This is a genomic window from Actinomycetospora cinnamomea, from assembly GCF_003096675.1.
Classification (GTDB): domain Bacteria; phylum Actinomycetota; class Actinomycetes; order Mycobacteriales; family Pseudonocardiaceae; genus Actinomycetospora; species Actinomycetospora cinnamomea.
In genome coordinates this window covers 108,894-130,322 of sequence record NZ_QEKW01000008.1, presented here as the reverse complement: position 1 = coordinate 130,322, position 21,429 = coordinate 108,894, and the positions used below count along the sequence as shown (strand labels likewise).

Annotated in this window: 18 protein-coding genes; 16 read left to right on the top strand and 2 right to left on the bottom strand. The window is 76.8% G+C overall.

Annotated features, from left to right (window positions below; translation table 11 throughout):
* Positions 1-13: 13 nt before the first annotated feature.
* From C8D89_RS16585 to C8D89_RS16550, 8 genes are all read left to right on the top strand, one after another.
* Positions 14-1,021 carry an o-succinylbenzoate synthase gene (locus C8D89_RS16585; protein WP_243418166.1) on the top strand — a complete coding sequence of 336 codons (1,008 nt, stop codon included), beginning with the start codon at positions 14-16 and terminating at the stop codon, positions 1,019-1,021.
* Positions 1,018-1,470 carry a cyanase gene (gene cynS / locus C8D89_RS16580; RefSeq protein ID WP_116709229.1) on the top strand — a complete coding sequence of 151 codons (453 nt, stop codon included), beginning with the start codon at positions 1,018-1,020 and terminating at the stop codon, positions 1,468-1,470. Before C8D89_RS16585 ends, cynS begins: the two co-directional genes overlap by 4 nt.
* A 61-nt stretch (positions 1,471-1,531) precedes the next feature.
* Positions 1,532-2,443: a TIGR02569 family protein gene (locus tag C8D89_RS16575; protein ID WP_116709228.1), complete on the top strand. Its 912-nt coding sequence runs from the start codon at positions 1,532-1,534 to the stop codon at positions 2,441-2,443.
* Between the two features lie 122 nt (positions 2,444-2,565).
* Positions 2,566-3,954, top strand: coding sequence for a nitrate/nitrite transporter (locus C8D89_RS16570; RefSeq protein WP_116709227.1), 1,389 nt, complete (start codon positions 2,566-2,568; stop codon positions 3,952-3,954).
* Between the two features lie 49 nt (positions 3,955-4,003).
* Positions 4,004-4,861, top strand: coding sequence for a uroporphyrinogen-III synthase (locus C8D89_RS16565; protein WP_116709226.1), 858 nt, complete (start codon positions 4,004-4,006; stop codon positions 4,859-4,861).
* Positions 4,858-5,583, top strand: a complete 726-nt coding sequence (locus C8D89_RS16560) for a sirohydrochlorin chelatase (protein ID WP_116709225.1) — start codon at positions 4,858-4,860, stop codon at positions 5,581-5,583. The genes C8D89_RS16565 and C8D89_RS16560 overlap by 4 nt, the downstream gene beginning before the upstream one ends.
* Positions 5,580-5,942, top strand: a complete 363-nt coding sequence (locus C8D89_RS16555; RefSeq protein WP_116709224.1) for a hypothetical protein — start codon at positions 5,580-5,582, stop codon at positions 5,940-5,942. The genes C8D89_RS16560 and C8D89_RS16555 overlap by 4 nt, the downstream gene beginning before the upstream one ends.
* A gap of 49 nt (positions 5,943-5,991) precedes the next feature.
* The gene (locus C8D89_RS16550; RefSeq protein ID WP_133251931.1) at positions 5,992-6,291 is read left to right on the top strand and encodes a hypothetical protein; all 300 of its coding nucleotides are present in this window, start codon (positions 5,992-5,994) and stop codon (positions 6,289-6,291) included.
* Positions 6,292-6,400: 109 nt separating this feature from the next.
* On the opposite strand, the gene C8D89_RS16545 is transcribed toward C8D89_RS16550, so the two are convergent.
* Entirely contained in the window at positions 6,401-7,378 is a 978-nt protein-coding gene (locus C8D89_RS16545; RefSeq protein WP_243418165.1) for a hypothetical protein, read from the bottom strand.
* Positions 7,379-7,865: 487 nt separating this feature from the next.
* Between C8D89_RS16545 and C8D89_RS16540 the strand changes: the two genes are divergently transcribed.
* From C8D89_RS16540 to C8D89_RS16515, 6 genes are all read left to right on the top strand, one after another.
* Positions 7,866-8,384, top strand: coding sequence for an MSMEG_0572/Sll0783 family nitrogen starvation response protein (locus C8D89_RS16540; protein WP_116709222.1), 519 nt, complete (start codon positions 7,866-7,868; stop codon positions 8,382-8,384).
* 80 nt (positions 8,385-8,464) lie between these two features.
* Positions 8,465-9,604 carry an MSMEG_0568 family radical SAM protein gene (locus C8D89_RS16535; RefSeq protein WP_116709221.1) on the top strand — a complete coding sequence of 380 codons (1,140 nt, stop codon included), beginning with the start codon at positions 8,465-8,467 and terminating at the stop codon, positions 9,602-9,604.
* Complete coding sequence (locus C8D89_RS16530; protein ID WP_243418164.1) at positions 9,574-11,127, top strand: MSMEG_0567/sll0787 family protein; 1,554 nt, start codon at positions 9,574-9,576, stop codon at positions 11,125-11,127. Before C8D89_RS16535 ends, C8D89_RS16530 begins: the two co-directional genes overlap by 31 nt.
* Positions 11,124-11,999 carry a carbon-nitrogen hydrolase family protein gene (locus C8D89_RS16525; RefSeq protein ID WP_116709220.1) on the top strand — a complete coding sequence of 292 codons (876 nt, stop codon included), beginning with the start codon at positions 11,124-11,126 and terminating at the stop codon, positions 11,997-11,999. Before C8D89_RS16530 ends, C8D89_RS16525 begins: the two co-directional genes overlap by 4 nt.
* A 10-nt stretch (positions 12,000-12,009) precedes the next feature.
* Positions 12,010-12,855 carry a carbon-nitrogen hydrolase family protein gene (locus tag C8D89_RS16520; RefSeq protein ID WP_116709219.1) on the top strand — a complete coding sequence of 282 codons (846 nt, stop codon included), beginning with the start codon at positions 12,010-12,012 and terminating at the stop codon, positions 12,853-12,855.
* 1 nt (position 12,856) lies between these two features.
* Entirely contained in the window at positions 12,857-13,987 is a 1,131-nt protein-coding gene (locus C8D89_RS16515) for an MSMEG_0565 family glycosyltransferase (RefSeq protein WP_116709218.1), read from the top strand.
* Positions 13,988-14,141: 154 nt separating this feature from the next.
* Here the strand turns inward: C8D89_RS16515 and C8D89_RS16510 are convergent, their stop codons facing one another.
* Positions 14,142-14,450 (bottom strand): MGMT family protein, encoded by a 309-nt coding sequence (locus C8D89_RS16510; protein ID WP_116709217.1) that lies wholly within the window; start codon positions 14,448-14,450, stop codon positions 14,142-14,144.
* Between the two features lie 269 nt (positions 14,451-14,719).
* Here C8D89_RS16510 and C8D89_RS16505 point away from each other — a divergent pair, with 269 nt between their 5' ends.
* Positions 14,720-17,989, top strand: coding sequence for an ATP-dependent helicase (locus tag C8D89_RS16505; protein WP_243418163.1), 3,270 nt, complete (start codon positions 14,720-14,722; stop codon positions 17,987-17,989).
* Positions 17,986-21,414, top strand: coding sequence for an ATP-dependent helicase (locus tag C8D89_RS16500; protein ID WP_279323389.1), 3,429 nt, complete (start codon positions 17,986-17,988; stop codon positions 21,412-21,414). Before C8D89_RS16505 ends, C8D89_RS16500 begins: the two co-directional genes overlap by 4 nt.
* The last annotated feature ends 15 nt before the right edge of the window (positions 21,415-21,429 follow it).

Genomic DNA, 21,429 nt, shown 5'->3' with positions numbered 1-21,429 from the left:
CTAGGGTATGTCCGTGATCGGGACACCGCCGGTGGTCGCGCTGCCGCTGCGGACGCGCTTCCGCGGGATCACCACGCGCGAGCTCGCGCTGGTCGAGGGGCCCGGTGGCTGGGGCGAGTTCTGCCCGTTCGTCGAGTACGACGACGCCGAGGCGCGGGCCTGGTGGCGCTGCGCGCGCGAGGCCGCGGAGGGAGGCTGGCCGGCGCCGGTGCGCGAGCAGGTCGAGGTCAACGCCACCGTGCCGGCGGTCGACCCGGAGCACGCGCACCGCATCGTCACCGCGTCCGGCGCGCGGACGGCGAAGGTGAAGGTCGCGGAGAAGGGCCAGGACGCGCGCCACGACCTCGCCCGCCTCGAGGCCGTCCGCGACGCGCTGGGTCCTGCAGGTCGGGTGCGCGTGGACGCCAACGGCGGGTGGGACGTCGACGGCGCGGTGGCCGCGATCCGGGCGCTGGACCGGGCCGCGGGCGGGCTGGAGTACGTCGAGCAGCCGTGCGCGTCGGTCGAGGAGCTCGCCGCCGTGCGCCGGCGGGTCGACGTGCCGGTCGCCGCCGACGAGTCGATCCGCCGCGCCGAGGACCCGCTGCGGGTGGCCCGGGCGGGGGCGGCCGACGTCGCGGTGCTCAAGGTCGCGCCGCTGGGCGGGGTGCGCGCGTCGCTGCGGGTGGCCGAGCGGATCGGGCTGCCCTGCGTCGTCTCGTCGGCGGTCGAGAGCTCGGTGGGCCTGGCCGCGGGGCTCGCGCTGGCCGGGGCGCTGCCGGAGCTGCCGCACGCCTGCGGGCTGGGCACCGCCGACCTGCTCGCCGCCGACGTCGTCGCCGACCCGCTGCACCCGGTCGACGGCGTGCTGCCCGTGCTCCGCCGCCCGCCCGCGCCCGACCCGGCGCTGCTCGCGCGCCACGCCGCCGACCCGGACCGCCGTGCCTGGTGGACCGACCGCCTGCGCCGGGTACAGGGGCTCGCGGACCCCGCGGACAGCGTCGTCCCCCCCACCCCCGACGTGAGGAGCACGCCGCCATGAGCGACAAGGACGACCGCCTCGAGGCCGGCCGCGAGATCGTGCGGGCCAAGGAGGCCGCGGGCGTGAGCTGGGCCGAGCTCGCGAAGGCCCTGGACCGGTCGCTGGTCTGGACCACCTCGGCCCTGCTCGGCCAGCAGCCGCTCGACGCCGACCAGGCCCGGACGATCGGCGAGGCGCTCGACCTCGACGACGAGACCGTCGAGGCGCTCACCCTGCCGCCGGTGCGGGGGGACGTGGCCCTCGACCCCACCGAACCCGTGACCTACCGCCTGCAGGAGGCGCTGCAGGTCTACGGCACGAGCATCCACGAGCTGATCCGCGAGGAGTTCGGCGACGGGATCATGAGCGCCATCGACTTCACCCTGGACTTCGAGCGCGTCGAGGACCCGAAGGGCGACCGGGTGAAGCTGACGTTGAACGGCAAGTTCCTGCCGTACAAGGTGTGGTAGACGCCGACACGCCGGGTCGGGCTGAGGGGGTGGCCTCCCGCGCGCGAGTAGCGTGCGGAGCGTGACCGCCGCGCCCCCGCACAACACGGCGACCTCGCCCGACTCGTCGGCCGAGGGCGCCGCGGCGGAGGCGGCCGGGTCCGATCCGCGTCTCGAGCACGGGCCGCCCGAGCACGTCCGGACCGCGTTCGGCGTGCGGGAGGCGGTGCCGCACCCGCGGCCCGACCTCCCCGGTCCCGCCTGGCGCTGCGACGGGCTCGTGCTGCGCCCCGTGGCCGACACGGTGCTCGCGGCGTGGTCCGCGGGCGCGATCGAGGAGCTGCTCTCGGGCGGCGGGGTCGACGGCCTGCGCCTGGCGCGGCCGGTGCGTGCGAGCGACGGGCGTCGTGTGGTGGCCGGCTGGGCCGCCAGCCACGATGTCGCCGGGCGCGTCGAGCCGCGCCACGACGACGTCGTCGCGGCGTCCCTGCGCCTGCACCGCGCCACGGCCCGGCTGGGTCGCCCGCGTCTCGTCGACGACCGCGACGACCTGCTCGCCCGGGCGGACCGCGCCGCCTTCGGCGAGAAGGAGGTCCCGCTCGACGCGGAGACCGGCGGGACGCTGTTCGCGGAGCTCGCCCGCCGGCGTCGCCCGCTGACGCGCCCGTCGCAGCTGGTGCACGGTGACCTGTTCGGCACCGTGCTGTTCGACCCCTCCGACCCCGGTGCCCCGCCCGCGGTGCTCGACCTCGTGCCGTTCTGGCGGCCGGTCGAGTGGGCGGCCGCGGTGGTGGTGGTCGACGCGCTGGCGTGGGGCGGGGCCGACCCCGGCATCCTCACGCGCTGGTCCCACCTCGCCGAGTGGCCGCAGGTGCTGCTGCACGCCCTGCTCTTCCGTCTCGCCGTGCACGCCCAGCACCCCTCGTGCACGCGCGAGTCGCTGTACGGGCTCGAGCACGCCGCGCGCCTCGTCGGCAGCCTGCTCCCGGCGTGACGGGCGCCGCACCCGCCGTCGTCCCGTCGCAACACGCGGTCACGTGACGGCAACACCGGCTACCTAGCGTCACTCCGGTCGAGGGACCGCCACGGTCCCCGCGAGATCGGGGAGGCGAGCGCATGACCGCAGCGCCGGCGCGGACCCGCGGCAGCCTGCTGCGCGGACGCTGGATCGACGACTGGCGTCCCGAGGACGAGGCGTTCTGGCGCTCCACCGGCAGGCGGGTCGCGAACCGCAACCTGTGGTTCTCCGTCTTCTCCGAGCACATCGGGTTCTCGATCTGGACGTTGTTCTCGGTCCTGGTGCTGTTCATGGGGCCCGCCTACGGCATCGACGCGGCCGGCAAGTTCGTCCTGGTGTCCGTGGCCACGTTCGTCGGGGCCGCCCTGCGCCTGCCCTACAGCCTCGCCGTCGCCGTGGTCGGGGGGCGGAACTGGACGCTCGTGAGCGCGGGCCTGCTGCTGGTCCCGACCGTCCTCCTCGCCGTGTACATGGAGCCGGGCACGTCCTACACGACGTTCGTGGTGCTCTCCGCGCTCGTCGGGGTCGGCGGCGGCAACTTCGCCTCCTCGATGACCAACATCAACGCCTTCTTCCCCGAGCACCGCAAGGGCGCCGCGCTGGGGATCAACGCCGGCGGGGGCAACCTCGGCGTGGCGGTGATCCAGCTCGTCGCACTGTTGATCATCGGGACGGCCGGCACGGGCGCCCCGCGCCTGGTGCTGGCGGTCTACATCCCGCTGATCGTGCTGTCGCTGGTGGGTGCCGCGCTGTTCATGGACAACATCTCCTCGGTGCGCAACGACACGGGCGCGCTGAAGGAGGCCTCGCGGGACGCCCAGACGTGGGTGATGTCCTTCCTCTACATCGGGACGTTCGGGTCGTTCATCGGCTACAGCTTCGCCTTCGGCCTCGTCCTGCAGAACCAGTTCGGTCGCACGCCGCTGCAGGCCGCCTCGGTGACCTTCATCGGACCGCTGCTCGGTTCCCTGATCCGGCCCGTCGGCGGGTGGCTCTCCGACCGCATCGGCGGGGTGAAGGTCACCTTCTGGAACTTCGCGGCGATGGCGGCCGCGACGGCGATCTGCATCGGCGCGTCCGGGATCGACTCGCTGGCGCTGTTCACCGTCGGCTTCGTGCTGCTGTTCATCACCTCGGGCATCGGCAACGGGTCGACCTACAAGATGATCCCGTCGATCTTCCGCACCAAGGCGCTCGCCTCGGCCGAGGACCGGGGCCAGGACCGGCAGGAGGCGCTGCTGTGGGCCCGCCGCGTCTCCGGGGCGGCGATCGGCATCACCGCGGCGATCGGCGCGTTCGGTGGCCTGCTCATCAACCTGGCGTTCCGGTCGTCCTTCCAGTCCGCGCAGTCGGGGGCGCCGGCGTTCTGGGCGTTCCTCGGGTTCTACGCCGCCTGCATGGCCGTGACCTTCCTCGTCTACATGCGCCACGCCCGCACCGCGACCGAGCCCACCACCGGCGCCCGGCTGTCGTACGCCGAGGTCTGAGCGTGGCGACCTATCCTGGTCGGGTGGGCGTCGTCGAGGTGGGTCACCCGTGAGTGCTCCCCTGGCCGGGTGGCGGGTCGGGGTGACGGCCGACCGCCGCGCCGACGACCAGCTCGCGCTGCTGCGGCGCAAGGGCGCCGAGGTGCTGCACGGGCCCACGATGCGGATCGTGCCGCTGGAGGACGACGCGGACCTCGCGGCGACCACGCGGGCGCTGCTCGCCGACCCGCCGGCGATCGTCGTCGCCACCACCGGGCAGGGGTTCCGGGGGTGGCTGTCGGTCGCCGAGCACTGGGGGCTGGGCGAGGCGCTGCACGCGGTGCTGGACTCGGCGACGCTGCTCGCGCGCGGACCCAAGGCGCGCGGGGCGATCCGCGGGGCGGGGCTGCGCGAGGCGTGGTCGGCCGACGCGACGGAGTCGTCGCCCGAGGTGCTCGAGCACCTGCTCGCGTCGGGGGTCGACGGTGCGCGCGTCGCGGTGCAGCTGCACGGCGACCCGATGACCGACTTCCTCGCCGCCCTGCGCGCCGCGGGCGCCGACGTGGTGACCGTGGGCGTGTACCGCTGGGAGCCACCGCCGGACCTGCCCGCGGTCGACACGCTGCTCGACGCGATCGTCGCGCGCGAGGTCGACACCGTGACGTTCACCAGCGCGCCCGCGGTGGAGGGGCTCGTGCACCGGGCCGCCGAGCGGGGGGTGCGCAACGCGGTGCTCGAGGCGTTGCGGTCGCACGCGGTGCTGGCCTGCTGCGTGGGGCCGGTGACCGCGGCGCCGCTGGCGCGCCTGGGCGTGGAGGGCATCGCGCCGGACCGCTTCCGGCTGGGGGCGATGGTGAAGCGCCTGGAGGAACACGCGGACGCGCGGCGCCGCGGAGCCGGACCAGCCTCCGTGCCGGTCTCGTCGTGACGGCGCCCGCGCTGCTGCTCCTGGCCCACGGCACCTCCGACGCCGCCGGCCGCGCGACGTGGGAGCGCCTGCTGCTCGCCGTGCGCCGCGCGCTGCCGGGGGTCGAGGTCCGCCTCGCGTACGCCGACGTGGTGAGCCCGACGATGGCCGAGGCGCTGGCGGAGCTTCCGGGGCCCCCGGACGCGCCGCGCGGCGGGGCCGGACCGGCGGTCGTGATCGTGCCCGCGTTCCTGGCCGCGGGGTACCACGTGCGCGTCGACGTGCCCGAGCAGCTGGCCGCGACGGGGCGCACCGACGTCGTGGTCGCCGAGCCCTTCGGACCGGATCCGGCGCTGGTCGGCGTGCTGCTCGACCGTCTCGAGGAGGCCGGCGCGGGGCCGGGGGACACGGTGGTGCTCGCCGCGGCCGGGTCGCGGGACCCGGGCGCACAGGAGGACCTGCGGACCGCGGCGGCGCTGCTCACCGCGCGGGTGGGACACGAGGTTCCGGTCGGCTACGTCGCGGGCGGCGAGCCACGGGTCGCGTCGGTCGTGGCGTCGGCGGCGCCGCGGGGACAGCGGGTGGTGCTCGCGAGCTGGCTGCTCGCGCCGGGCGCCTTCCACCGGTGGCTGGCCGACGCCGGGGCGGCGGTCGTGGCCGAGCCGCTCGGCGACCACCCGGACGTCGTCGGCGTCGCCGTCGCGCGGTACCGGGCGGCGGTGCCCGCGGAGGTCGTGCCGTGAGCAGCCCCGTCGGGCTCGCCGTGCACCTCTACGCGTCGGACGGTCGCTGGATCGCGTGGTACCGGCCGGGGCTGCCGTACCTGTGGAACACCGTCGACCGTTGGATCGGCTGGTTCCCGTGGTGCGACGAGCCGACGCCGGGAGTCCGTGACGACGTCCTCGACCCGCACGACGCGTACCTCGGCACGGTTGTGGGCGACCGCCTGCTCGCGCGCACGGCCCGCCTGCCCCGCCCGGTGCCGGCGCGCGTCCCGGAGCCCCAGCGTCCGGTCGGCCCACCCGATGTCGACCGGACGATCGCCGTGCCGCCCCCGATCGGGTACGTCGACGTCGCAGCTCACCGATTGGTCGGCGACTGAGCGCCACCCCGGTGTTTACCGATGGTCACGTTGGGGTGATGCTGTGGTCGTGCTCGCCCGCGTCATCGGAACCATCGTGATCATCCTCGTGCTGTTCGCGATCATCACCGAACCCCAGGACTCGGCGGAGAGCGTGCAGAGCGGGCTGTCCACCGCCGGCGACGCGGGCTCGTCGCTCACGGTCTTCTTCAGCAGCCTCGTCAGCGACCTCGAGTCGATCAGTGTCTCGGGGTCGTCGTCCGGCTCGTCGTCCGGCTCGTCGTCCGGCTCGTCGTCCGGCTCGAGCTCGTCGAGCTACCCCGCCGGCGGTGTGGAGACAGGCGACGGCTCCGCCCCGCCCACCCCCTGACCTCGCCGATCCCGCGCTCGCCCGCCGAGTGGGGCGGCCGCACACGGGGTGTGCGAGCAATGCGGCTTTGCTGGCGTCCAACGCCAGGAACGCCACATCCTCGAGCGCGTCAGGCTTCCCGCGGCATGTCGTCGACGTAGCGGACATCGGGCGCCGGGAGGAGGGCGGCCACGGCCAGGCCGTCGAGGATGTCCTGCTCGACGCCGTCCCCGTCGTCGCGCACCTGTGTCGGCCGCGAGCCGACGACGACCAGCCCGGCGCCGCGCAGCAGTCGCCGACGCCGGGCCGTCGCCTCGACCTGGTCGGGCGTCGCGAAGTGGGCCTCGACCGAATCGATCTCCCAGCCGAACCCCACGTCCTCGACGATCACGTCGACGATGCCGAGGAGGCGGCCCCGCGGGTCGAGCACGCCGACGTTGAACCGGGCGTCGGGCAGTCCCCGCGCGATCCACCAGTCCCGTGCCTCGAACTCCGCCGCCGACCACACACCGGCGAGCAGGGATCGGACCACGACCCGCGGCGCCGCCGTCCCGCGACGGCACCCGGCCTCGAGCTCCTCGGCCAGCTGCTCGGGCACGAGCATGCGGCGCTGGACGGGTTCGGCGAGCAGCGCGGCGATCAGGGCGGGGTCGCGGCGCCGGCGCGCCTCGTCCAGCGCCGCCCGCACCAACGGCGCGACCGCCAGCCCGTCGCGCTCGAGCGGCCGCGGGAGGCGGGTCGTGCGCTCGATGACGACGAACCCCGCGCTGCGCACCTGCCGGTCCGCCCGCACGAGGACGTGCACGGTCTCGCCCTTCTCGTCGACACGGCGCAGGCCGTGGTGTCGCAGAGCCGCGAGGCCCGTCAGGACGGCGAAGTCGCCGGCGTACAGGAGCGCTGCGATCTCCCGCTCGCGCCGCGTCGGGGTGCCGTTGTGGAGCAGGACGATCCCCGGCAGGAGACGCTGCCACGGCCCACCCTGGCGGCAGCGACGGTAGGCGGTGGTCTCGTCGACGCCCAGGGCCACCAGCGCCCGGACCGAGATGACGCCCTCGGTGCTCGCCGCCATCAGCAGGTCGGGGCTGACCGCCCACTCTCCTCGTCGCATGCCGCCCACGGTCGGCCCGGCGCGTGCTCGGAGCCGAGCGCCGCCGGCGTCCCTGTGGACCGCGGAGCGGGGTGGGGACGGACGCGGCTCGCGATGGCCGCCGCGTGCGCCCGTGGGGTGTAGTGCGCTCCGCCTGCTGCGCCCGCGCGTCGCGTCGCCGCTCACGGCGTGTCGTCGCGACGAGGATGTGGTGATCCTGGTGTTGGACGCCAGCAAAGCCGCATTGCTCGAACACCCCGTGTTCGAGCCGTCCACCCGTCCCCCGGACACGTCGGGACGAGGGTCACCGCCGTGAAACACGGGGCGGAGGACGACCCGCCCTCGTAGTCACGAGGAAACACTTCGGCAACGGCCGGTTGGTGAGCTGAGCGCAGCGAGGAACCGGCCGATCACGCGGCCGGCAGCGCATCCCCGAGTTCACCTCGTACCCGGCCGGCGTCGGGTGCCGAGGCCGCTCCACCCCGCGTCCCCGAGGGAGAACACCAGCATGACCAGCACCGAGCTCTCCGACGTCGAGAAGAAGAGCCTCGAGGAGATCCCGCACCCCTCGCTGCCCGAGGGGTCGAGCATCTACGGCGGCACGAAGGTCTTCCCCGACCTGCAGGCGGAGAACGGCGAGGCCTACTTCACCCTCGTCCACGGCATCGCCCACGAGTCGTCGGTCAGCTTCGTCGCCGTCCTCCAGGCCACGCGCGCGCTGCGCAAGGGCTTCGAGTCGGCGATGTACTTCTACGGCCCGGGCTCGCTGAACTGCCTGGCCACGCGCGGCTTCCCCACCACGGGCACCTCCGCGTTCCCCGGCGAGCACAACATCAACGACCAGCTCAAGACGTTCATGGGCGAGGGCGGCAAGGTCTACTGCTGCCGCTTCGGGCTGTCGTTGCACGGCGCCCGGGAGGAGGACCTCATCTCCGGTGTCATCCCGACCCACCCGCTCGACGTCCAGGACGCGCTCATCCACTACGCCCGCAAGGGCGCGATCATCAACTCGACCTACCAGCTCTGACGCGCCCGGCGGGGGTGCGGGCCGCACCGACACCGCACCCCGCCCGCGACGCCCGAGTCGAGCGCCCAGGAGGTCCGCTGATGTCGTCCCCCCAACCCGACCTCGGGTTGTCCGCCCGCTCCGCAGTGGCCGTCCGCGGCGTCGCGCTCGACCTCCCCGACACGGCGGGCACCGGCCCCGTCGACCTCGGCGCCACCATCCCCCTGCGCCGCCCCGGCGGGGCCGGACCGTCCGCCGACGGCCACGTCCTCGTCGACGGCCTCAGGACCACGATCCCGATCGACCCGGCGAGCCCCTACCGCCTGCGCGACGGCCGCCTGGTGCGCACCGGCCCCGACGGCGGCGTCACCGACCTCGGCGTCGAGGTCGCCACCATCGGGCGCCCTGCGTTCTACGACCTCACCACCGCCGACGGCGTCCCCTACGCGAAGATCGCGCGCCTGCACGGGGACGACGTGCTCGCGACGACGGTCGTGCAGACCTGCGTGCGCTACGGCGAACAGGACCGTTGCCGCTTCTGCGCCATCGAGCAGTCGCTGCGCAGCGGCGCCACCACCGCGGTGAAGACCCCCGAGCAGCTCGCCGAGGTCGCCGAGGCCGCGGTGCGCCTCGACGGCGTGCGGCAGATGGTGCTGACCACCGGCACCTCGCACGGTCGGGACCGCGGCGCCCGCCACCTCGCCCGGTGCGTGCGCGCGATCAAGGTCGCGGTGCCCGGACTGCCCGTCCAGGTGCAGTGCGAGCCGCCCGCCCCGTCCGACCTCGCCGTCCTGCACGAGCTGCGGGAGGCCGGCGCCGACGCCATCGGCATCCACGTCGAGTCGCTCGACGACGCCGTGCGCGCCCGGTGGATGCCGGGCAAGGCCACCGTGCCCCTGAGCCAGTACCGGCTCGCGTGGGACGAGAGCGTGCGCCTCTTCGGCCCGAACGCCGTCTCCACCTACCTCATCGTCGGTCTCGGCGAGGACCCCGACGAGCTGGTCGCGGGCGCCGCCGACCTCGTCGACCGCGGCGTCTACCCCTTCGTCGTGCCCTACCGCCCGATCCCCGGCACGCTCGCGTTCGCCGACGGCGACCCCGCGCCCGACCCCGAGCTGCTCGCCGAGGTCACCGCCCGCGTCGCGAAGGTCCTGCAGGCCGCCGGCATGCGCGGCGCCGACCAGGCCGCCGGCTGCGCGGCGTGCGGCGCGTGCTCGGCGCTGTCCGCGGCGGGGGGCTGACCGCGGTGCCGCTCCTCGACGATCACACCGTCGCGTTGGGTGCCGCCGACGAGATCCTCGGTGGGCGGGCGCGCCGCCCCACCCGCGACGTGACGATCGCCGAGGCGCCGGCCGTCGACGCGCGTCACCCCGACGTGCGCGCGCACCGGGCCCTGCGCCGCGCGGTGTTCGTCGACGAGCAGGCCCTGTTCCGCGACGACCCGGTCGGCGACCTCGACGAGCACGACCACGACCCGCGGGCCGTCGTGCTCGTCGCCCGGGACGCCGCCGGCGCGGTGCTCGGCGGGGTGCGCCTCGCGCCCGCCGACCCCGACGCCTCCCGGAACGACCTCGGCTGGTGGGCCGGCAGCCGCCTCGTCGTCGCCCCGACGGCCCGGCGACGCGCCGGGACGCGTGTCGGCGCGGCCCTCGTGCGCGCCGCCTGCGCCCGCGCCGAGGCCGCCGGCGTCCTGCGCTTCGAGGCCGACGTCCAGGCCGCCAACGAGAGCCTCTTCCGCCGTCTGGGCTGGCAGCGGGTCCGCGCGACGACGGTCGCCGGCCGGCCGCACGTCCGGATGCGCTGGCCGGTGGGCCGCGTCGCCGACCTCGTGGCGGCAACCAAGGCCCCGCTCGGCGAGCTCGTCGTGGGCCTGGCCGGCTCCGGCGTGCACCTCGGCGACGACGGCGCGCCGGTGCCCGGCAGCGACGTGGTCGCCGCGTGCGACGCGGTCCTGCCCGCGATGGTCGAGCGCGACCCCGAGTGGGCCGGGTGGTGCGGCGTGCTCGTCAACGTCAACGACCTCGCGGCGATGGGCGCCGCGCCGGTCGCGCTGCTCGACGCCGTCGGCGCGCGCGACGCCTCCTTCGCCCACCGCGTGCTCACCGGCGTGCGTGCCGCCGCCGACGCCTACGGGGTGCCGGTGATCGGGGGGCACACCCAGCTCGAGGTGCCGGCGTCGCTCGCGATCACCGCGCTCGGGCGGACCACGCCGACGGGTCCGGCTGCGGCGGGCCCCGCGTCCCGGCGGCCCGTCCCCGCCGCGGGCGGGCGGCCCGGGATGGCCGTGCGCCTCACCGCCGACCTCGGTGGCACCTGGCGCCCGGGCTACACCGGCCGCCAGTGGGACTCGACCTCGACGCGCGCGCCCGCCGACCTGCGCGCGATGGTCGCCGCGATCGGGCCCGACGCGGCCCACCGCCCGGCCGCGGCCAAGGACGTGTCGATGGCCGGTGTCGTCGGGACGCTCGGGATGCTCGCCGAGGCCTCGGGCACCGGCGCGGTGCTCGACGTCGCCGCCGTCCCGCGACCGGTCGGGGCGAGCGTCGCCGATTGGCTGACCTGCTTCCCCGGCTTCGGGCTGCTCACCGCCGACGAGCCCGGCGCGCCCGCGCCGTCGGCGGGCCCGGCGACGAGCGCGGTGTGCGGGGAGCTCACCGGGACCGCCGGGGTGGCCCTGCGCTGGCCCGACGGCGAGGTCACCGAGGCGATCTCCGGTGGCGTGACCGGGCTCGGCAGGGCACCTCGGACGGAAGGGAACCCATGACCCTCAGGACGTTCGCCGCCGCGGCCGCGGGCTTCGGCCGCGACCTCGACGAGGACTTCGCGACGATCGCGTCGCTGATCAGCCGGGCCCGGGCGGCGGGCGCCGACCTGCTGGCCCTGCCCGAGGCCGCGCTCGGCGGGTACCTGTCGTCGCTGCACGACGACCCGGCCATGAACGATCCGGCGGACGTGCCACCACAGCTCGAGGTCGACGGGCCGGAGGTGGCCCGTCTGGTCGCCCTGGCCGGGGACCTGGTCGTCACCGCGGGGTTCTGCGAGCGCGGGGACGCGGCGTCGGGGTACCGGCCCTACAACAGCGCCGTGGCCGTGACCGGCGACGGCGTGCTCGGGCACCACCGCAAGGTCCACCAGCCGCTCAACGAGAACACCTCGTACGCCGCGGGCGACCGGTTCACCGCGTTCGACACGCCGATCGGCCGGCTGGGCATGGTGATCTGCTACGACAAGGCCTTCCCCGAGGCCGCCCGCGCGCTGGCCGTCGACGGGGCCCGCGTCGTGGTCTGCCTGTCGGCCTGGCCCGCGTCGCGCACCGACCCCGCGCCGGTGCTCGCCGACGACCGCTGGACCCGCCGCTTCGACCTGTTCGACCGCGCCCGCGCGCTGGAGAACCAGATCGTCTGGGTGTCGGCGAACCAGGCCGGGACGTTCGGCGACATGCGGCTGGTGGCCAGCGCCAAGGTCGTCGACCCGGGCGGGGAGGTGCTCGCCACCACCGGCACCGAGGCGGGCCTGGCCGTCGCGTCGGTGGACGTCGACGACGCGGTGGACCGGGCGCGGCGGGTCATGGGCCACCTGCGCGACCGGCGCCCCGCGTCGTACGCCGCGCTGCCCCTCCCGGCGCGGGCCGGCTAGGGGCTCGCGGGTGGTCCGCCTCGCCGCCGCCGCGGCCCACTTCACCCGCGACATCGGGTTCGACCTCGACCGCATCAAGATGATCGTCTCGCACGCGCGGGACGCCGGGGTGGCGGTGCTCGCGCTGCCCGACGGGGCGCTGGGGGGCTACCTCACCGACCTGCGCCACCCCGACGAGACGTGCCTGCCGCCGCTGCTCGACCCCAACGGCGACGAGGTCCGTTCGGTGATCGACATCGCCGGCGAGATGGTCGTCTGTCTCGGCTACAGCGAGCGCGGGCGGGACGCCGGGCCCGCCGACGGGGCGCCGGTGCGCTACGACGCCGCGGTGTGCCTGTCCGGCGACGGCATCCTGGGCCGGCACCGCAAGGTCCACCTCCCGGCCGGCATCGCGCCCCTCTTCGCGCCCGGCGACGCGTTCCGCGCGTTCGACACCCCCGCGGGGCGGATGGGCCTGCTCATCGACCACGACAAGACGTTCCCGGAGGCGCCGCGGACGCTCGCGCTCGACGGCGCGGAGCTCATCGCCTGCCTGTCGGCGTGGCCGACGTCGCTGACCAACCGGGCGCCGCGCATGGCGCAGGACCGCCAGGCGCGGTTGTTCGACCTCTACGACCAGGCGCGGGCCGCCGAGAACCAGGTCGTGTGGCTGTCGGCGAACCAGAGCGGGCGCCACGGCGCGCTGCACTTCCTCGGCCGGGCGAAGGTCGTCGGCCCCGGCGGGGAGATCCTGGCGCGGACGTGGTCGAAGGGCGGGCTCGCCGTGGCCGAGGTCGACCTGCCCGGCGTCGTGGGCGCCGCCCGCGGGGTGCTGCACCACCTCGCCGAGCGCCGCCCCGAGGCCTACGGGTCCTGACATGCGGATCGCGCTGCTGACGTACTCGACGAAGCCGCGCGGCGGGGTCGTGCACACCCTCGCGCTGGCCGAGGCGTTCGCACGGGCGGGCCACGACGTGACCGTGTGGGCGCTGGCCCGCGGCGGCGACACGGGGTTCTTCCGGCCGGTCTCCGCCGACGTGGACGTGCGGCTGGTCGCGGTGCCGGAGGTCGACGGCGAGGCGGTGGGGGAGCGGATCCTGCGGTCGATCTCGTTGCTGGCCGCGGCGTTCGGTGCTTCCCCCGCCCTCCCCTACGACGTGGTGCACGCGCAGGACTGCCTGACGGCGAACGCGGTGGGGCGGGCGCGGGGCTACGCCGGGCTGTGGCGGACCGTGCACCACGTCGACGCGTTCACCACCCCCGAGCTCGCGGCGTGCCACGAGCGCGCGATCGCCCTGCCCGGCGGGCTGGTGTGCGTGTCGGCGGCGGTGGCGGGCGAGGTGCGGTCGGGCTGGGGACGCGCGGCGACGGTGATCGCGAACGGGGTGGACGCCGCGCGGTTCGCGGACGCGGCCGCGTCGGGGGCGGGGGAGCCGTGGCGGGCGCGGTACGGGCGCTACGTGCTCGCCGTCGGCGGGATCGAGCCGCGCAAGGGGACGCTCGAGCTGGTCGAGGCGATGGCGGTGCTGGGGCGTCCCGAGGTGCCGCTGCTCCTGGCGGGCGGGGACACGCTGTTCGACTACCGGGGCTATCGCGACGAGGTGTTCGCGCGCGCCGCGGCGCTGCGCGTCGAGCCGGTGGTGCTCGGGCCCGTGGACGACGTGGAGCTGCCGGGGCTCGTGGCGGGCGCGGCGGTGTTCGCGTTCCCGTCGACCAAGGAGGGCTTCGGGCTGGCGGCGATGGAGGCGCTGGCCGCGGGCGTGCCACTCGTGACGCGGGACCTGCCGGTGCTGCGCGAGGTCTTCGGCGGCGCGGCGCGGTTCGCGGAGGGGCCGGCGGGGTTCGCCGAGCAGATCGCGCGCGTGCTCGACGGCGGTGGTGTCGGTGGCGACCCCGAGCGCGACCCGGCCCACGCCACCGTCGGCCGGGCCCTCGCCGCCGCCCACACCTGGGACGCCGCGGCCCGCGCTCACCTGGCGCTCTACCGCCGCGGGGCTCCGGGCGCGTGAGGACACGCGTCCGAGCCGCGGGCGCGAGCGGAGCGACAGAGCGTTTCGCACACGGGGTGTGCGAGCAATGCGGCTTTGCTGGCGTTCAACGCCAGGATCGCCACATCCTCATTCGCGCGACACGCCGACGCGAGGCGTGTCGTCCCCGCGAACGTCAGACATCAGGAGCGCGGCTCCCGCCGGCGAGGCGGTGGTTCGCGAGGACGACGCGGCCGTCGCGGATCTCGACGCCTTCTGCACGGAGGCGCGCGTGCTGCTCCTCGACGAGGTGCGGGGCGCAGGTGCCGTCGGAGCGCAGCACGCGATGCCAGGGCAGGTCGGCGCCGTCCTCGCGCAGCACGTGCCCGACCACCCGGGCGGAGCGCTCGCCGGCCGCCGCGGCCACGTCGCCGTACGTCGCCACCCAACCCTCGGGGATCGCTGTCACCGCCGCACGGATGCGCTCGTGGCGCGCCTCGTCCACACGCGCAGTCCAGCACGACGCCCGGAGTGTGCGCACCGGACCTCGGCGACCCGTGCGGGCTTCCCGACGTCCGGTGGCCGTCAGACCGGCCACGACGTGCCCGGCGTGTCGCGACGGCGAGGATGTGGCGATCCTGGCGTTCAACGCCAGGAAAGCCGCATTGCTCGCACACCCCCGTGTGCGCCCCCACCGGGCACGCCGCACGCTCGCGCCGACACACACGCCGACCCGGCACGGTGTTGTCGGGGGGTCGTGGTGGAGTGGTGGACGTGAGCCACCCGACGAGCGCCGGCCGTGCGCCCGAGCTGCGCCGCGCCGCGCCGTGGGTGCCGGGCGAGCTGGTGCTCGACGACGCCGCGCGCCGGGTGCTCGAGCACGACGCCGGGTTCCTGCGCGTCCTCGGCGGGCCGGGCACGGGCCGCACGACGCTGCTCGCCGAGCGGGTGGCGCGCCTGCTCCACGCCGAGCCCGATGCCCGCCCCCTCGTCCTGGTCGGCGACCGGCGGGCCGCCGCCGCGCTGCGCGAGCGGATCGCCGCGCGCCGCCGTGCGCTCGCGGGCCAGGACGCGGGCCGGGAGCCGGGGGCCTCCGCGGTGGGCGAGCCCTTCGTGCGCAGTGTCCACTCCTACGCCTTCGCCGTGCTGCGCCGGCACGCCGCCCGCCGGGGCGAGGCGCCGCCGCGCCTGCTGCCCGGCGCCCAGCAGGACGCCATGGTGCGCGAGCTCCTCGCCGGCGAGGTCGCGGGCGCGGGCGTGCCGTCGGGCTGGCCGGTGCGGATGCGCCCGGCGCTCGAGGCGCCCGCCTTCGCCGGCGAGGTGCGCGATCTCCTGCTCCGCGCCGCCGAACGCGGGCTCGGGCCCCGCGAGCTCGCCGACCTCGGCAAGCGCCACCACACGCCGGCCTGGGTCGCGGCGGGGCGGTTCTACCGCACGTACGAGGAGGTCACGCTCCTGCGCGCCGCGGCCGGGTCGGCCAACCCGCTGGCCTCGGCCCCGCCGCTGGACGCCGCCGAGCTCGTCGCCGCCGTCCTCGACGCCTTCGTCGCCGACCCCGAGCTGCTCGAGGCCGAGCGCGCCGCCGTGCGCCACCTGGTCGTCGACGACGCCCACGACATGGATCCCCAGCAGGTCGAGCTCGCCCGCGCGCTCGGCGAGGCCGCCGACGACTGGGTGCTCGCCGGCGACCCCGACTCCTCGGTGCTCGGGTTCCGTGGCGCCGACCCGGCCCTGCTGCGCGACGCCGACCCCGGTGGCCTCGCGACCGTGGTGCTGCGCGCCGACCACCGCAGCCGCCCGGCTCTCCGCGACGCCGTCGCCCGCGTCGTCGCCGCCCTGCCCGGCGCCGGCCCGGGGCGCACCCGCACCGCCCCGCCGGGGCACGACGACGGGCCCGAGGGCGCCGTGACCGTCGACGTCTTCGCCACCCCGGGCCGCCAGGCCGCGGCCGTCGCCGACCGCCTGCGCCGTGCCCACCTCCAGGACGGCGTGCCCTGGTCGCGGATGGCCGTGCTCGTGCGCTCGGTGGCGGGCTCGCTGCCGCCGCTGCGCCGGGCCCTGCTCGCGGCGGGCGTGCCGCTGGCCGTCCCCGCCGACGACACCCCGCTCGCCGCGCTGCCCGCCGTGGCCCCACTGCTCACCGTGCTGCGCTGCGCCGCCGACCCCGCGCGTCTCGACGCCGACACCGCGCTCACGCTGCTCGCGTCCCCGCTCGGCGGCGCCGACCCGCTGGCCGTGCGCCGCCTGCGCCGCGGGCTGCTGCGGCTCCACGAGGCCGGCGGGGGCGCCGCCGACACCCCGAGCGACGCGCTGATCGTCGAGGCGCTGCTCGCCCACGTCCACGAGGAGAAGAACCCCCTGGCCCTGCTCAGCCCCTCCGAGGCCGACCCGCTGGCTCGCGTCGGCGAGCTGCTCGCCGCCGCGGCGCACGCCATCCGCGCGGGTGCCTCGGTGCCCGACGTGCTGTGGGCGGTGTGGGAGCGCAGCGGCCTGCAGCGTCGGTGGGTCGCGGCCAGCGAGCGCGGCGGGGTCGCCGGGGCGCAGGCCGACCGCGACCTCGACGCCGTCGTGGCCCTGGTCGAGCGTGCCGCCCGCTTCGTCGAGGACCTGCCCGGCGGCACCGTCGCCGGGTTCGTGGCCCAGGCCGACGACCAGCGCATCCGCGCCGACACCCTCGCCCCGCGCGCCCCGGACGGCGAGGCCGTCGCCGTCCTCACCGCCCACGCCTCCCGCGGCCGCGAGTGGGACGTCGTCGTCATCCCCGACGTCCAGGAGGGCAGCTGGCCCGACCTGCGGCGACGGGGCACGCTGCTCGGTGTCGAACGGCTGGTCGACGTCCTCGCCGGCGTCCCCGACGACCCGGCGGTGTCCGGCCAGGCGCCCCTGCTCGCCGAGGAGCGGCGCCTGTTCGCCGTCGCCCTGTCCCGGGCCCGACACGCGGTGCACGTCAGCGCCGTCGAGGCCGAGGACGTCACGCCCTCGCGGTTCCTCGACGACGTCGACGGCGGCCCGGCCGCCGCTCCGGACGACCCGGCCGCGGCGCAGCGTCCCCGCAGCCGCCCCGGACGCGCGCTCGTGATGGCCGAGCTCGTCGGCGAGCTGCGCCGCGTCGTCACCGACCCGGACGCCGACACGGAGCGCCGCGGACGTGCCGCCGACGGCCTCGCACGCCTCGCCGACGCCGGCGTGCCGGGCGCCGACCCCGCCGACTGGTACGGCCTGCTCGCGCCCTCCACCGGCGAGCCGCTGCGCCCGCCCGGGACGCCGGTCTCGGTCAGCCCCAGCGCGGTGGAGACGATCCTGACCTGCCCGCTGCGCTGGGCGCTGCAGACCCACGGCGGGGACGACTCCGACTCGCTCGCCTCGGTCACCGGTTCGCTCGTGCACGCCCTGGTGCAGCGTGCCGCCGAGGGAGCCGACGAGCGCGAGCTCACCGAGGCCCTCGACGTCGCGTGGGCGTCGGTGGACGCGGGCGCGCCGTGGTTCTCGCGGCGCGAGCTCGCCAACACCCGGCGGATGCTGGCGTCGTTCCTCGCGTGGCGTGAGCAGACCCGCGCCCATCTCACCGAGGCCGCGGTGGAGCGCGAGCTGGAGGTCGCGGTGGCCGAGGGCGTGCGGGTGCGCGGCCGGGTCGACCGCCTCGAGATCGACCCGCACGGCCGCCCGGTGATCATCGACGTGAAGACCGGCAAGACGCCGATCTCCAAGGCCGACGCCGAGGCCCACCCGCAGCTCGCGGTCTACCAGCTCGCCACGGCCCTCGGGGCCTTCGCCGAGACCCTCGCCGGGCCCGACCGCACGGCGGCGCGCACCGCGCCGGGCGGCGCCCGCCTCGTCTACCTCTCGCGGGCGGGGGGCGCGGCCAAGGAGCGCGCCCAGGCCCCGCTCGACGACGAGGGCCTGGCCCAGTGGCGCGACGCCGTCGCCGCCGCGGCCCGCGCCACCGAGGGCCCGGCCTTCGTCGGGCGCGAGAACGACGCGTGCCCGCGCTGCCCGGTGCGCACCGCCTGCCCGGTGCACGTGTCGGGGAGGCAGGTCCCGTGACGCTCGTGGCACCCCCGGGGGCCGAGCTGGTCGACCCCGTCGAGCTCGCCGAGCGCCTCGGCCTGCGCCGCCCCACCGAGGAGCAGGCCGAGGTCATCGGCGCGCCGTTCGAACCGGCGCTGGTCACCGCCGGGGCGGGCTCGGGCAAGACCGAGACGATGGCGGCGCGGGTGGTGTGGCTCGTCGCCAACGGCCTCGTGCGCCCGGAGCAGGTCCTCGGCCTGACGTTCACGCGCAAGGCCGCGGGCCAGCTCGCCGACCGGGTGCGGCGCCGGCTGCGGGTGCTCGCGGCCTCGCCGCTGCTCGACGAGCTCGACCCCAGCGGCGACCGCCGGCTCGCAGCCCGCGCGGGCGAGCCCGCCATCTCGACCTACCACGCCTACGCGGGGCGCCTGCTCACCGAGCACGGCCTGCGCCTGCCGGTCGATCCCGGCGCCCGGTTGCTCTCGCCCACCGCGTCCTGGCAGCTCGCGCACCGCATCGTGTCCACCTGGGCGGCCGACCTCGACACCGACCGCGTGCCCGCCACCGTCACCGCGCTCGTCCAGGCGCTCGCCGGCGAGCTCGGCGAGCACCTCGCCGACCCCGAGGCGCTGCGCGTCCACGCCGAACGCTTCGCCCGCGCCGTCGAGGACGCTCCCCGGGCGAAGGGCCAGCGGGCGGCGCTGCCGCAGGCGCTGGCCAACCAGGTGGCCGCCCAGCGGTTCCGGGCGGCGCTGCTGCCGCTGGTCGAGGAGCTGGCCGCGCGCAAGCGGGCCGAGCGCTGCCTCGACTTCGCCGATCAGATGGCCGCGGCGGCCCGCCTGGCCGAGCAGCACGAGGAGGTCGGAGCCGCCGAGCGCGAGGGCTACCGGGCCGTGCTGCTCGACGAGTACCAGGACACCGGCCACGCGCAGCGCATCCTGCTGCGGTCGCTGTTCGCCGGCGACGAGGCGACGTCGGTGACCGCGGTCGGAGACCCCTTCCAGTCGATCTACGGCTGGCGGGGGGCCAGCGCGGCCAACCTGCCGCGCTTCGTCACCGACTTCCCGCGGACCGACGCCGACGGCGAGCCCGTCGCCGCCGCGCGGTACGGCCTGCTCACGAGTTTCCGCAACCCGCCCGAGGTGCTCGCGCTGGCCAACGGGATCGCCCAGCCGCTGCGCGCCTCCGGGGTGCCCGTCGACGAGCTCCGGCCCCGCCCCGGGGCGCCGGCGGGCGACGTGCGGGTCGCGCTGCACGCCGACGTCGAGGCCGAGCGGGCGTGGACCGCCGACGCGATCGCCGACCGCTGGCGCGCCGCCGCCGACGCGGGCGAGGAACCCCCGACCACGGCGGTGCTGGTGCGCCGGCGCGCGGACATGAGCGCGCTCGCCGCCGCCCTGCGCGCCCGCGACCTGCCCGTGGAGGTCGTGGGCCTGGGCGGGCTGCTCGACGAGCCCGAGGTCCGCGACGTCGTCTCGGCGCTGCGCCTCGTGGTCGACCCACTGGCGGGCGGGGCCGCGGTCCGGCTGCTCACCGGCGCGCGCTGGCGCATCGGCGGCGCCGACCTCGCCGCGCTCTGGCGGCGGGCGCGCGAGCTGGCGGCACCGGCCGACCACCCCGCGACCGTCAGCGACGCCGTCCCCGACCCGGTCGCCGCCGCGCTGCCCGGCGAGCACGCCGAGCGGGCCGGGCTGGTCGACGCGCTCGACGACCCGGGCCCGGCGGCGCGCTACTCGTCTGCGGGCTTCGAGCGCCTCACGCACCTCGCCCGCGAGCTCGCGATGCTGCGCCGTCGCGTCACTGCGCCGCTCGTCGACCTGGTCGCCGACGTCGAGCGGGTGCTGCTGCTCGACGTCGAGACCGCCGCGCGTCCCGGACCGGTCGGGCGGGCGCACCTCGACGCGTTCGCCGAGGTCGTGGCCGACTTCGCTGCCGGGGCCGCGTCGTCGGGCGGCGCGGCGACGGTCACCGCGCTGCTGGCGTATCTCGACGCCGCCGAGGAGGCCGAGGACGGCCTGACGCCCGGCGAGGTGGATGTGGCCGATCCGGCCACCGGCGGCACGCGGGTGCAGGTGCTCACCGTGCACGCCGCGAAGGGCCTCGAGTGGGAGCTCGTCGCGCTGCCCCACGTCGTCGACAAGGTGTTCCCGGCCTCGAAGCGCTCCGGGTCCTGGCTGACCTCGGTCGCGTCGCTGCCCGTGCACCTGCGCGGCGACCGCCCCGACCTCCCCGAGCTCGAGCTCGACGGCGCCGCCGACCGCAAGGAGGTCCAGGAGCGCCTGGACGTCCACGAGCGGGCGTTCGACGACCGCCGCCTCGTCGAGGAGCGGCGCCTGTTCTACGTCGCGCTGACCCGCGCCGAGCGTGCCCTGCTCGTCTCCGGGCACTGGTGGGGCGAGACCGGCGACACCCCGCGCGGGCCGTCCGATCTGCTGGCCGAGGTCGGGGAGCTCGCCGCGGCGGGCGATGGGCGATGCGGGGTCGTCGACACCTGGGCCGAGCCGCCGGCCGAGGGCGACACCAACCCCCTGGCGGCCGCGGTGCACGAGGCCGGGTGGCCCGTCGACCCGCTGGGCCACCGCCGTGCCGCCGTCGACGAGGGCGCCGCCCTGGTCCGGGCCGCCCGCCGGCGCCGCGCGGAGGCACCCGGTGACGGGCAGGCCGAGGACCCCGACGGCTGGGCCGCCGACATCGAGGTCCTGCTCGCCGAGCGGGCCGCGGCGCGGGACCGCCACGCACGGGTGCTGCTCCCGCCGCAGCTCTCGGTCAGCCAGCTGGTCGACCTCGCCGCCGATCCCGACGCGCTGGCCCGCCGGCTGCGCCGACCCGTACCGCGGCCACCGGACCCGCGCGCGCGGCGGGGCACGGAGTTCCACGCGTGGCTGGAGCGCTGGTTCTCGGCCACCGAGCTGCTGGAGTTCGACGAGCTCCCCGGCGCCGCCGACGCCGACGCCGCCGACGCCGCCGACCCGGCGGGCGCCGCCGACGTCGCGGAACTGCGCGAGCGGTTCACCGCCAGCCGCTGGGCCACGCGCACGCCCGTGGCGGTCGAGGTGCCGTTCGAGACCGAGGTCGCGGGCACGTTGGTGCGCGGGCGCATCGACGCGGTGTTCGCGGACGCCGACGGCGGCGCGACGGTCGTCGACTGGAAGACGGGCGCGTTGCCGCGCGACGAGGCCCTGCCGGCGCTGGCCGTGCAGCTCGCGGCCTACCGGCTGGCGTGGTCGTCGCTGTCGGGGATCCCCGTCGAGCGGGTGCGCGCGGCGCTGCACTACGTGCGCCACGACCACACCGTGGCCCCGGCCGATCTGCTCGACGCCGCGGGCCTGCGCGCACTCGTCGCCACGGTCCCCGAGGAGCAGCGTGTTCCCGAGGGCGACCCGGCGGCGCCTCCCGGGGCCGGCCCCGACCCCGACGCCGACCACGGGCCGCCGCCCGACGTCGACCCCGAGCCGCGGTGAACCGGAGGAGGATCG

What these genes read in the sequence shown, in the direction of transcription:
- cynS (WP_116709229.1), top strand. Translation starts at nt 1,018, where the DNA reads ATGAGCGACAAGGACGACCGCCTCGAGGCCGGCCGCGAGATCGTGCGG.
- C8D89_RS16570 (WP_116709227.1), top strand. Translation starts at nt 2,566, where the DNA reads ATGACCGCAGCGCCGGCGCGGACCCGCGGCAGCCTGCTGCGCGGACGC.
- C8D89_RS16545 (WP_243418165.1), bottom strand. Translation starts at nt 7,378, where the DNA reads ATGCGACGAGGAGAGTGGGCGGTCAGCCCCGACCTGCTGATGGCGGCG.
- C8D89_RS16540 (WP_116709222.1), top strand. Translation starts at nt 7,866, where the DNA reads ATGACCAGCACCGAGCTCTCCGACGTCGAGAAGAAGAGCCTCGAGGAG.
- C8D89_RS16535 (WP_116709221.1), top strand. Translation starts at nt 8,465, where the DNA reads ATGTCGTCCCCCCAACCCGACCTCGGGTTGTCCGCCCGCTCCGCAGTG.
- C8D89_RS16525 (WP_116709220.1), top strand. Translation starts at nt 11,124, where the DNA reads ATGACCCTCAGGACGTTCGCCGCCGCGGCCGCGGGCTTCGGCCGCGAC.
- C8D89_RS16515 (WP_116709218.1), top strand. Translation starts at nt 12,857, where the DNA reads ATGCGGATCGCGCTGCTGACGTACTCGACGAAGCCGCGCGGCGGGGTC.